Below are 11361 nucleotides of genomic sequence, written 5' to 3'. Positions count from 1 at the left end.
AACAACAAGCCAGCTCTAAGCGGCTTGTTGTATCCTTAATTCATTACTGTGGCATCTGTCCGATAAAATCTAACTTGCCTAACGCTAAACCGTTTTTGCGTAAAATGTTGTAGGCCGTCGTGATATGAAAAAAGAAGTTTGGCATAAAGAAATGACTCAAATAGATTGGGCCTCTGAATTCAAGCTTATCTCCGCTTGGCAGCGGCACTTGTTGGTTTCTCTGTAATCCTGCATCTAAAGCCTCATTGTCCAGGGTGGATACAAAATCCTGTATTTTTTGAATGCGCTGCTGGAGTTCATCAAAGCTGTTTTCTTCAAAGGGATACTCTGGAATGGCAACATCTGCAAGCCGCGCTGCACAGCGAGCACTGAACTCACTCACCATTTGAAATTGCCAGATGAGTGGGTGCATGTCTGGCGCGAGTCTATCCTGAAGAAGGGCTTGTTCTTCAATGCCTTTTTCCTCGCAAAAGGCTTTAGCCTCATTCAACAAATGAGAGAGCGAACCAAGATATTGTTGTATGACTGGCTTGATAACGTTGGAAACCGTTAATGACATGGAAATCTCCGTGTAAGTGTAGGGTTGAAATGAAAACTCTTCCTACACTAGCGCAGTTTTTTCAGCATGCAAGCATTTTATACTGGTCGTTACAAATTGGTTGGTAACTCACTTGTATCACCAAAACGCAAACATGGTGAAAAAGAACAACAAGCCCCCCAATACGGGCCAATAAAGCAATTTCGGAATGTTGTTGTCCTGATATTGGATCATAGTGATGTTAAAGCCCCAGCTAAATAAGATGGAATTCACCGACACGATCAAAATCATGATGTAAGCAATAATGAAAAAGTATTCCATATAGATGAGCTCATTGGCCCCGATGTGAGAGCGCAATTCCACGTGAGCTAATAAAGCCACAAAAAACAAAGCAGAAGCCGAAGCTAGCACTTCAAGGGCGTTAAAACCTATCAGCCCGATGCGGTTTTCATCCTTGGAGTTGGTAAGTAACACGGCGTATAGCATCAGTAATACAATGATCACCGGGAATAAATACGAGACAAAGGGATCAATGAAGTTCCGGCTTATAGCAATGTTAAAATGCAGCTCTGGCGCCTGATTTTTGTTGGCCCGGTTAGCTATACCCATGTTGGAGTTAAAGCTATTTTCTCGAATATCAAAAAAACTGCGCTCTACACGCCAACCGCCAACGCTAAAGTCTTGTTCCAAACCCGGTCGGTTACTGGTATTCATGTTGTCGTAAGACTCCAGGTCCGGCAGTAATACCACGTGCTCCAAATATTCTTTGGGCCATATCCGCAGCCATACAAGCTGTTTATCAAAGGGATAGGTTTCGTATTCAAAGTGCTCCGGGATAACGGTTTCAAACGCCCAACCAAGGGTTTGATAGCCATTGGCTACCTCGTCGTACACCAGGCGAATATTGGTTTCACTGGATTCGGGGAATACCACTCCTTTTTCAATTTCATAGTTATTGGCCAACATAAAGCGCTGCCAGATATATCCCGTGAGCTTGAGGTTGTTTTCGCTGTCCATTTTCATGGATTGCAATGCAACCCCGGTGGGCACAAAAATCGGTGGTTCTTTGTGAGAGCGCAGGGTGTTTTTGCTGTAATCTTTCACAAAGGTGCGCAGATCTGCTTTATTAGTGATCACCTCCGTACCGTAAATGGCATCCAGATCGGTTACCTGTTGCTCTACCCAGATATAGACAATGCCGCCTACAAAAGTGAGGGTGATAAATAGTGCCGACCACCACACACGTCCGTGAAAACCATCTTGTACCAAAGAGCTGCCCAGTGCCGTCCAGCAAATTGCCGTCAAGACAATCATAAAGGTCAGAATATGATGGTTATTCTCCAGCAAGGACGCCAGTGGAGAGACATCAGTTTGTAACTCGTGATGACCGAAGAATTCACGTTCGATTATCACAGCTATAGTCCAGTCGGTGTTAACGATCAGTGCCAGGTCAAGAAAAGACGGTACCTGAGTGACTTCGTTGGGAATAACCATCTGTTCACTGGCGGGTAAATCATACAAGTTATCAGGGTTTAGTTCGGGGAACACATCGGCAAAATAAATGTCATTGGCATCGCGGGTATTAGGATGTAGAGAATGATAAATCTGACGTTTTTGACGATCAAAAATGATCACATAACCTTCATCCCCGGTATCCAGTTTATTGATCAGTTGGTCGACATCTTTGATGTTGAGGCTGACATTAACATAACCCAATAATTGCTCTTCAACCCGGATGGCCTGAACAAATTGCACTATCCAGGCGTTGCTGATCTCATCAAAACGCAAAGGTAACCAACCTTGCTCTTTTTGCTTGGCACATTGATACCAGTTATTAGTAACGCAGCGCCCATCGGCTTCTTGTGCAAAATAATCGTACCAGGCATCTAACCTCTCAGTGCGGTAACCACCTTCATGGTGCACGATGTAAGGCGCGAATAAACGCAAACGATCATCTAACGCGTAAGGTTCGAAAGCGGCACCGATGGCAACAAAACCATCGTGAATGGCCCCGGTGTTCTCCAGAATTTTTTGAATAGCGTCAGGCTCTAACGTAGAGGCCTTGATATCCGTCGCTAAATCATGCGCAATCGCTTCAATGGCATTCAGGTGATCGGCAATAGAGTCCTTAATGACAGCCGTGTTGAAATCCAGATAAAGACGGGTTTCCTGGTGCATTAGTTTGCGCAACTCGGTGTAGGAGTGCACTAACATAACACTGATAAAAGTGGTGACTAAGGTGACTGAAATGATAAACCGAAACCATTTTTTCTTGGCTTCCTGGGTGGCCAGTGCAGGTGGAAATAACTCGCTATTCATGGTTTTCTCCATTCACCTTTTTGGTAAATCCCATACCCTGTTGATATTGTAATAACCAAACCTTATTACTGGCCTGATGACTATCAGCTGAAAAGCCCAAAGGCACACCAAAACCGATATCAATTTTACGGGTTTGCTCCAAGGCATCACGAACTCCTTCGCGGGTTAATTCGGTATTTTTAACTTTCAGACTCTCAATTAATAACCTTGCAGCAATGTAACCCTCAAAACTAATTTCATTCACCTGCCCGTCGGGAATAAAGGTAGCCATGTCTTGTCTGAAATCGTGAGAGAGTGCCAAACCATTACCCAGATAAGGCACAACTTGAGAGACAAAAACGCGATTGCTGGCGATATCCAAACTGGTACCCAACGCTGACGCCCCGGTAAAAGACAGGTTGAAATACAGGGTATCGGGAAACAGGTTGTGGCTGTAGTTGATAAATTTGGCCGATGCCGCATAAGCACCAACAATAATCACCGCTTTTGGCGGTTTAGGCATATCTAACATTTGCAAGATAGCATCTTCCACCTGCAAAGAGTTGCGCGGATAGCGAGTAACCAACAGTTCATCAGCGCGCTTGTAGCCCTTTTTCTTCAATACCGATGTCGCTGCGTTAAGACCAGCTGCACCATAGGCGTCATCTTGCAGAAAAAAGGCGATACGGCCCGGCTTGATACCCGATTTAACAATGAATTCAATAATGGCCTGCATCTCTTGTTCATAGCTGGCTCTGAAATTGAAAATATGACTCTGGGGTGGCGTTTCCCGCAATATACCTGCCCCGGTGTAAGGCGCGAAAAAAACCACTTCATTCTGTTGCAAATAAGGCGCAGCTAATTTTGCCGTAGGGGTTCCGGCATTGCCCACAACGGCAACGACATTGTCTTCTTCCACTAACCTGGAGACATTTTTAAGCGCTGAGTCAGGCTGATAACCATCGTCGCGCACCACCATATCAACCTGATGTCCATGCAGTCCACCAGCACAATTTACTTTAGCGAAATAAGCCAACATGCCATCCCGCATAGACTGGCCAATATATTGCGCGGGACCACTGAGTGCCGTGCTCATACCCAGCTTAAGTTCTGGCTGGCGTTTTACGGTATCCGTACATTCACTGCGCGCTTGGACAGCTGCGCTCAAAAGCAATACCTGGCAAAGCAGAAAGAGGTGTAAATAGCGAGGAAAGTTCATGTTTTCCGGGTAAAAAATGAGGTATAGAAGAAAGCATAACCCTGAGGCGATTCACTGTCTAACGACGCCGTTGAAAAAAACTGGTTTTTTGGCTTTTTTCCCTATTAAGCAGGCATTAGCTACACTTTTGTGCGGTTATTCAGTTTACCTGTAAAAAACCAAAAAACTGTCACTCTCCACAGACTGAGCATTGTGGATCTTTGACAAGGTTAAATTGACGCCACTCATTAGTTTGAAAATCGAACATCAATAATTTACCTACTGGGGTCTTGCCTAAATTAATTAGCAGCTTTAAAGCCTCCATAGCCTGCATGGCCCCTATAATGCTCACCACAGGCGGCATTACGCCCGCTTCTGAGCAGGACAACTCCTGTTCGGGAAACAAACGACTGAAACATTCGTAACACGGATTTTCCCGGCCGGGAACCAGACACAACAACTGCCCCTCCAAACGAGTAGCGGCACCGGAGATGAGTGCCGTGCCAGCTTGCCAACACAAGCGATTCACCTGCTTTCGGGTTTCCAGGTTATCAGAACAATCTAATACGATGTCCGCTTGTTCGATGTAATTTAACAGCTCTATATCCTCCAGTCGCCGGGCAACTGTGTCTATGTCACAACTGGAATTGATCGTCAGCAGGGTTTCTTTGGCAGACTCCACTTTCAAGCGTCCCACATCGTTCTCGTAGTGCAATACCTGGCGATGGATATTGTTCAGTTCCACCCTATCGTCATCCACCAATACCAGTTTACCGACTCCCGCGCCCACCAAGTTTTGCGCTGCAGTACAGCCTAAACCACCAACGCCCAGCAATAACACCTTGGCGTTCATCCAGCATTCCTGTCCATTTAAATCCACGTCAGGTAATGAGATCTGACGGTGATAACGCAATGCCATCTGGCGGTCAATTTTCTGCATGAACGATTTACTTGTTTTTAACATCTCGCCGTTACTTTAGCAGTAAGTGGCGTGGGGGTTGAATTTTGCTTGCAAATATCGTCAACTTTGGCAGCAAAATCAATGCAAACTCATGAATGAAGTTACCAGCTTGCTAAAAGAACTATTCCAGGTCCTGTTTCTCATTAGTTTTGCCGTGGGTGCGATATTACTTCTGCTGCTATTGAAACGGCGTTTATTTATCGTCAGTAACAGAATATGTGCCAGCTTCATTCTGGTGTCGCTGATACCGCTGTGGAGCGGCTACTTTAGAGACACTGAAAACTTAAATTGGCTTGCGCCAGTACAGTTAGAATTATTTTACCCCTGGCTCTTCGGGCCTCTCATTTACCTCTATTGCATAGCGCTACACTCCAGCGCGCGCATTACCCTGTTGCGCACATGTAAACATTGTTGTTACCCATTATTGGTGTTGCTCATCCATCAAATATCATCTCAATTTGGTGATACTCAGCTCGCCCAGCTATGGCAACACCTGTATTTAAAGCTGCTCTACGCTCAGCTCTTTTGTTATTTGCTGCTGTCTTTCCGGCAAATTAAAGTGGGTCAGCAACTTATTGAGTCTCAATTTTCCGGCAGTCAAAATCTCTATTGGCAATGGCTAAAGTTATTGCTGAACGGATTTGCCCTGATATTCATTGCTGATCTGGCGATGCTCTGCCTGTTGCTTATGGATGTTATGCAACAGCATTGGGTAATGTCGCTGTTTACGCTGTCAGAATCCATTTACGTATTTGTGCTTGCCGCATTTGCCATGCGTCACCCGCAGTTGGTTTTCGACCGATTTGATGTTTCACAAAAAAATCGATATCAAAATTCCGGTCTTAACCAGGCCATGGCAGAGGCATTAGCCAGACACCTGGAGGATACGGTGGAGGGCGAAAAATTATATCTGGATAACGAATTATCACTATCTGCGCTTGCCCAAAAACTGCGAGTTCCGGAGCACCACATATCGCAAGTGTTGTCAGTGCAGTTACAGCAAAACTTTTATGAATTCATAAATCGCAAACGCATCGAGCATGCCAAGAGCTTGTTATCCAGTAATGATACCCAATACAACAATATTTTGGCTGTTGCTTACGGTGTTGGGTTTAACAATAAATCCAGCTTTAACACCGCTTTCAAACGATTTACACAGCTGACCCCAAGTCAGTTCAGACAAAAAAACCAATTTCCTGAAAAAAAGATATTATAACTTTCAATTAGTTACACAACGTAAGGGGATTCCCGGAGCAAATTGTCGATTCAGCTTCTCTGACCGCGCACCGTATGGCCCAACTTTAACTAGTACGACTTTTCAGCCATGAAACACTACATCAAACTTCTGCTTATTTTACTCCTCGGGTACTCATCTCTTTCAATGGCAACCAGCCCTGCACCTGAAAAGCAATTTCAATTTCTGATTGGCCAATGGCAATGTACCTTTGAAACTTTTGAAGGAGGAATTAAGAAGACCTCATTTCCATGTGAATGGTCTGCCCGGTACACCTTTGATGGCAAAATGGTTCAGGACGATTTTACTCTTTATCAAGAGGGTAAAGTGATTTTTGCGGGTACCACTTTGCGCACCTGGGTACCTCAGAAACAGCGGTGGGATTTAGCATTTTTGAGCGCCCAAGGCGGACACTACCCCAACTTCTTCGGCAAATGGCACAATGATCACATGCAAATAGAGGTGCGCAACCAAGACGCACAAGGTGAATTTCTGTCAAAAATTCGCTTTAAAGATATCACTGCAGAAAGCTTTACCTGGGACATGTACCAAAGCCGGGATGAGGGTAAAAGCTGGTCATTGGACTCGATTATCAAGGCCCACAGAGTGAACTAGTGACCTTCCGGGCAGGTGAGATACGCAAACAGCTTTCAGTTAAAGTTCACGATTCGTTCATGCTTTCGGACACAAACTCAGTAGCAGTTAATTCGAGGAGCCCGATATGAAGCCTGTAACTTTTGTCACACTGATGCTGTTTTGTTTCACCTCTCATTTAAGCCATGCGGAACAGGAGGGTGCGCCACAATGGCGCACAGAATCCGTTGAGACCAGCAAGGAAAACGCCACAAAGGTAGAAAAGTCCTCTGTGGCCAAATCCAGCAACAACGCGGTTTCAGAAAAACAAGCGCAAGTTGCCCAGTCCAAATCTGCCGCGCAAGTGGCGGTAAGGTTCAGTGACCATACCATCTGGGTTTACGATGCCTGGGTTAGCTTGCATACAGACAGGGATCACGACAATTATTACACTGGGATTGAACTCAGTTTTGATGTGGACACCAATCTGTCACATGCCGATGTTTATGCCCGAATTTTCCTGGGAGACGGTACACTATTTAGAGAAATATACACCACTTCCGATTTTCATATTGATGCCAACAGCAGTAGCGATGAAATCACCTTATCAACCCGTTTAGTAGAAGGCTTTGTCCCCAAAGAATACGATTTATTGATAGAAATCTACGACGTGGACTACAACGAACTACAAGATTCATACGACCATACCAGCGACAATGATCTGTTCTTATTACCATTGGAAAGCAGTGAGTATGAACACAGTCACGGTACTGGTGGCCAGGTGGTGATCACCACCGAACACGGCGGCAGTGCACCTCTGTGGGCCATTGTTATCCTGGCGAGTGTCGTTGCATTAAGAAGATGGTGGAAAGTTTAGATTTTCAGTGCGCAATAGGTTATTTTTTGCAACCATATTGTGGATATACGACATTGGAGATCGGTTTTGCCACATCGAATAGGGTTAATCATTGTAGCTATCGCGTTGTTGTCGGCTTGCGCCACGGGACCAAGCCGCTCCAAAAACATCACCAATGAATCGTTCTTAACTGACATCAAAGAAAACGATGCCAAACTGTTCGTTTATATTGCTAATTTCAAATCTCGCCCGGTAAAAATTGACCGACAAATGCAAGGCATGCGCTCATCAGGCGGCCAGCAAGGTCAACGTCAGAGTATGAGCAGCTTGCGCAGCGAAATGGCTTTGGAACAGGAAGAGCAAGCAATAGAAGCCCTGGAATACAAACTGCAAACTAGCGGCTACTGTCGCCAGGGATATTTTATATTAGGCAATTACAATCAATTTGGTTCAGTAGAGATTCGCGGTGAGTGCCAGGAAAGTGCCACCGAGTCCGACAAGCAATTGTTTGGTAATGTCAGGTAATGAGCCAGCTGTTTTTCAGTGACTATCACTCTATCGATTACGACGCCTGCCTGTCGCTTTTTGACAGTAATTGCCCTGATGCTTTTCATCCAGCCGAACGCCTGGACTTCGAAGCTTTTTTATTAGACCTTCCAGGACCTTATTTGCTGCTACATCACCAAAAACACGGCCTCATCGGCTGCGGTGGTTATGCCTATCATAAAAAAAACCACAGCGCCGATTTGTGTTGGGGCATGATCCACTCCACATATCAGCGGCAAGGCTTCGGCACCGCGCTGCTACAAGAGCGACTGGCCCGTATCAGGCTCAATCCAGAGATTGAATCAGTGAGCCTTTGCACCGCCCCTGATACTGTAGCTTATTACCACCGATTCAACTTCCAAATCCAACAAACCATTAAAGACGGTTTTGCGCCGGGCGCTGACCGCATCGATATGGCAATGGCGTTAGCCTGAAACTGCAAGCTGCATGGATTAAGCAGGTTTACTAATCACACAACAGCGGTGCTTCAGTTTGATTGATTTGCAGAATTTTGCCGTCATTGGCAAACAGCACTTCCATCGGCGCTTCAGGTTGGAGCACCGCAGGCAAGCGCTGCTGCTTTTGCAATAGCGCCACTAATTCTTTGGATATCAGTAACGCATTTTGTTCACAGGTGGCCAATTGCCACGAACCATCCAGCTGGATTGATAAACGCGCGACTTTGCGCTCAGCGTTGCCCAATTGGCTTTGATAGGCATAACGCTGTTGCGCTGCATTGTATTCAAAGCGTCGTTGAATGGCCGGTGCACTGTCGACGCTCCCAGAGCTTTCAGCCTCAAGTCCGTGATAATCAATTACGGTAAATTGCGTTTCTTGTTTTAGTTGCCGCTCGGGCAGCAATACCAGCCAGGCCAATACCAGTAGTGAAGCAGCGAGTGCTAACATGGGTAGCTTCTGCAGCCCGGAGCCGGGAGACTTGTCAGCCCGCCTGGCTTTGGCCAAAACATAGCGTTTGATACTTTCTGGTGGCTGTGCACTTTGTTTTTGCCGTTGGTATTGTTGCTGCAAACGGCTTTCAAAATCTTTCTGAGATTCAGACATTGTCCTGCCTCCAGAGTGCTTTTAACTTGGACTTTCCGTACCTTAAACGACTTTTGATGGCTTCCACCTCGCATTGGGTTATCTCAGCAATTTCCTGCAAACAAAAGCCTTCGAGTTGCAATACTATGGCTTCTCTTTGGTGGAAGGGTAAATGCCGCAATGCCTCGTCTAAATTGGCCGACAAGGCCTCTTTATCGTCGCCAGTAGCATCGCTTGAATCATCTGCGCTTAGCTCTACATCCGAGTCGGTTTGCCAGCGATTGTTCTTGCGTAACTCATCGATTAGCAAATTGCGCGCAATGGCAAACAACCAGCCTTTAAAACTGCCTGTGCTACGGTAGCTATTACGCCGTTCTATCACTCTCAGCCAACTTAATTGACAGATTTCCTGGGCCTGTTGTGGCTCGGTTTGGGTTAGCAAAAAATGATACAGATCTTTGCCACAAGCGCGATAAAGCTGCTCCATCAACCTGGCATCCTGAGTCAGCCGATATTGTTCCATCAAGGCTTCATTATTCGCCTTTGTGGGTAGCAAGTTTTTTAGTGCTAACACCAAACTCATCAATTGCCGTTCCTATTGCTCTAACTTGAAATCAAGCTGTACGGTAATGTTACTCTGTTTTACCGGTTTACCATCAACAATTTTCGGGCGATATTTCCATTTGCGCAGCGCCCGCGTCGCCTCACGATTAAATATGCGCTTAGGCTCAGCATCCAGTACCTCGATATCCTCTACGCCTCCGGTTTCATTGATTGAAAAAGATAGAACCACCCATCCCTCAATACCATCCCGAGCGGCAGCAACCGGGTACTGCGGCGAAATACGTACTATCGGTCGCGCTTCTCCACCAGAAACACCAAGGCTGGTATGCGCCTGGGTTTCTATTTGTGGGCCGACAATAGTAAACCCACCACCAATGCCATTAAGATCATTATTCGACGTATCTGGCTCAAGGTTATCAGGCAGTAACTTGGGCGGTTCGATGGGTTCAGGTTTTGACGGCAGTGTTTTTTCCGTTACTTGCATCTCTTCAGGTTCATCAAGCACGGCTGTAATTGGAATATAGGCGCCAGGCTCTATAACCTCTACATCAGACTGGGCAATCAATTGTGACATCATCCAGAAAAGCGCCAGGGTAATGCCAGATGCAATCAATAACAAGCCACTCAGTTTGGCGCTGCGATACAACAACTGTGGGTTTGCCACATTGGAGGGGATCGAACTTTGTATGTTTGATGTCATAGGATTCTCCTTTTTGCTACATAACGCTTGGTAAAGGAGAAAGGGGTTAAGAAATTTTAATTAAATTATCAGTTTGCAACTTGTTACGAGGATGAGTTGTTGCTCCGATTAAAAAAAGAATTTAAATCCAGTAATCTGGTATTACCTCAAGACACGGTTGTTGCGACCGTCGTGGCGGCCATAATAACCACCAGGGCGGCAGTAATTTCTTCTACAATTTGTGATACTGCGCCACTGACTTTTTGCTCTTTGGTGAGAGAGTCGATTCGGGTCTTCGCTTGTTTACGATCCGCTTTGTCAAATACTTCGCCAGTGAGATCACTCGCTTTAATCAGACTGATGAGAGCGAGATCTTCCTCACTTGCTGCGCTACCGCCCAAAACCACGTCTTTGATGTGGCTGCGGATATTCTGCTCTGGTTCAACATCCTTGGTAGGGTAGCGATTGTAATTGATAAGCCATAAAAAGCTGCGCTCTTCTTTGGCGAGCACCTTTTTTTGCACGAGCTGCTCAGCCAGCCGCGCTTGAATGCCTTTGACTTTGCCATGAATTTGCTTTAACCAGTATTTAGCGTTTTGAGATTGGTTAGAGTCAGTCAATAACACCAGCACTTCGTTTAGCAGCGCATCTTGTGTCTGACTGCTATCCACAAGGCGAATACTTTTGTCTGAGATATCAATGCGACCGGCTAAATAGAGTTCCAGTAATAGAGCACCGGCTAAGCCATAGGGCAATGCTTGTGATGCTGACATAACGACACTGCCCTTTTCATCGTGCAGTGCCAATAGCAATAATTTTTCACTCAACGTCAACATAGCTTCTCCGAACAATCGTCATCAATCTGTCTCTACC

General features: G+C 45.7%; 13 protein-coding genes. 5 read left to right on the top strand and 8 right to left on the bottom strand.

Features of this window, described 5'->3' with window-relative positions:
* Nucleotides 1-43: 43 nt before the first annotated feature.
* The 4 genes from AABA75_RS02165 to AABA75_RS02150 form a co-directional block, all read right to left on the bottom strand.
* Nucleotides 44-559, bottom strand: coding sequence for a DUF1993 domain-containing protein (locus tag AABA75_RS02165; RefSeq protein WP_338290792.1), 516 nt, complete (start codon nt 557-559; stop codon nt 44-46).
* A gap of 117 nt (nt 560-676) precedes the next feature.
* Nucleotides 677-2857 (bottom strand): cache domain-containing protein, encoded by a 2181-nt coding sequence (locus AABA75_RS02160; RefSeq protein WP_338290790.1) that lies wholly within the window; start codon nt 2855-2857, stop codon nt 677-679.
* Nucleotides 2850-4004, bottom strand: coding sequence for an ABC transporter substrate-binding protein (locus AABA75_RS02155; RefSeq protein ID WP_338290788.1), 1155 nt, complete (start codon nt 4002-4004; stop codon nt 2850-2852). Before AABA75_RS02155 ends, AABA75_RS02160 begins: the two co-directional genes overlap by 8 nt.
* A gap of 220 nt (nt 4005-4224) precedes the next feature.
* Nucleotides 4225-4974 (bottom strand): molybdopterin-synthase adenylyltransferase MoeB, encoded by a 750-nt coding sequence (locus AABA75_RS02150; protein WP_338290786.1) that lies wholly within the window; start codon nt 4972-4974, stop codon nt 4225-4227.
* A gap of 112 nt (nt 4975-5086) precedes the next feature.
* Between AABA75_RS02150 and AABA75_RS02145 the strand changes: the two genes are divergently transcribed.
* The 5 genes from AABA75_RS02145 to AABA75_RS02125 all read left to right on the top strand — a co-directional run bounded on the left by AABA75_RS02145 (nt 5087) and on the right by AABA75_RS02125 (nt 8638).
* Nucleotides 5087-6211, top strand: a complete 1125-nt coding sequence (locus AABA75_RS02145) for a helix-turn-helix domain-containing protein (RefSeq protein ID WP_338290784.1) — start codon at nt 5087-5089, stop codon at nt 6209-6211.
* Nucleotides 6212-6376: 165 nt separating this feature from the next.
* Nucleotides 6377-6844 carry a hypothetical protein gene (locus tag AABA75_RS02140; protein WP_338290782.1) on the top strand — a complete coding sequence of 156 codons (468 nt, stop codon included), beginning with the start codon at nt 6377-6379 and terminating at the stop codon, nt 6842-6844.
* Nucleotides 6845-6950: 106 nt separating this feature from the next.
* The gene (locus AABA75_RS02135; protein ID WP_338290780.1) at nt 6951-7679 is read left to right on the top strand and encodes a choice-of-anchor H family protein; all 729 of its coding nucleotides are present in this window, start codon (nt 6951-6953) and stop codon (nt 7677-7679) included.
* Between the two features lie 66 nt (nt 7680-7745).
* Nucleotides 7746-8183: a hypothetical protein gene (locus AABA75_RS02130; protein WP_338290779.1), complete on the top strand. Its 438-nt coding sequence runs from the start codon at nt 7746-7748 to the stop codon at nt 8181-8183.
* Nucleotides 8183-8638: a GNAT family N-acetyltransferase gene (locus AABA75_RS02125; RefSeq protein WP_338290778.1), complete on the top strand. Its 456-nt coding sequence runs from the start codon at nt 8183-8185 to the stop codon at nt 8636-8638. The genes AABA75_RS02130 and AABA75_RS02125 overlap by 1 nt, the downstream gene beginning before the upstream one ends.
* A gap of 31 nt (nt 8639-8669) precedes the next feature.
* On the opposite strand, the gene AABA75_RS02120 is transcribed toward AABA75_RS02125, so the two are convergent.
* The 4 genes from AABA75_RS02120 to AABA75_RS02105 form a co-directional block, all read right to left on the bottom strand.
* Nucleotides 8670-9266, bottom strand: a complete 597-nt coding sequence (locus AABA75_RS02120) for a hypothetical protein (protein WP_338290777.1) — start codon at nt 9264-9266, stop codon at nt 8670-8672.
* Nucleotides 9259-9828, bottom strand: a complete 570-nt coding sequence (locus AABA75_RS02115) for a sigma-70 family RNA polymerase sigma factor (protein WP_338290776.1) — start codon at nt 9826-9828, stop codon at nt 9259-9261. The genes AABA75_RS02120 and AABA75_RS02115 overlap by 8 nt, the downstream gene beginning before the upstream one ends.
* A gap of 12 nt (nt 9829-9840) precedes the next feature.
* On the bottom strand, nt 9841-10509 hold the full coding sequence (locus AABA75_RS02110; RefSeq protein WP_425325557.1) for an energy transducer TonB: 669 nt from the start codon (nt 10507-10509) through the stop codon (nt 9841-9843).
* A gap of 146 nt (nt 10510-10655) precedes the next feature.
* A complete protein-coding gene (locus tag AABA75_RS02105; protein ID WP_338290774.1) occupies nt 10656-11324 on the bottom strand; it encodes a GOLPH3/VPS74 family protein in 669 nt (222 codons plus the stop codon).
* Between the last annotated feature and the right edge of the window lie 37 nt (nt 11325-11361).

The sequence above is a fragment of the Planctobacterium marinum genome (genome assembly GCF_036322805.1).
In the GTDB taxonomy this organism is placed as follows: Bacteria; Pseudomonadota; Gammaproteobacteria; order Enterobacterales; family Alteromonadaceae; genus Planctobacterium; species Planctobacterium marinum_A.
Note: the sequence above shows the minus strand (reverse complement) of the source record. Positions and strands in the feature narration are given on the sequence as shown.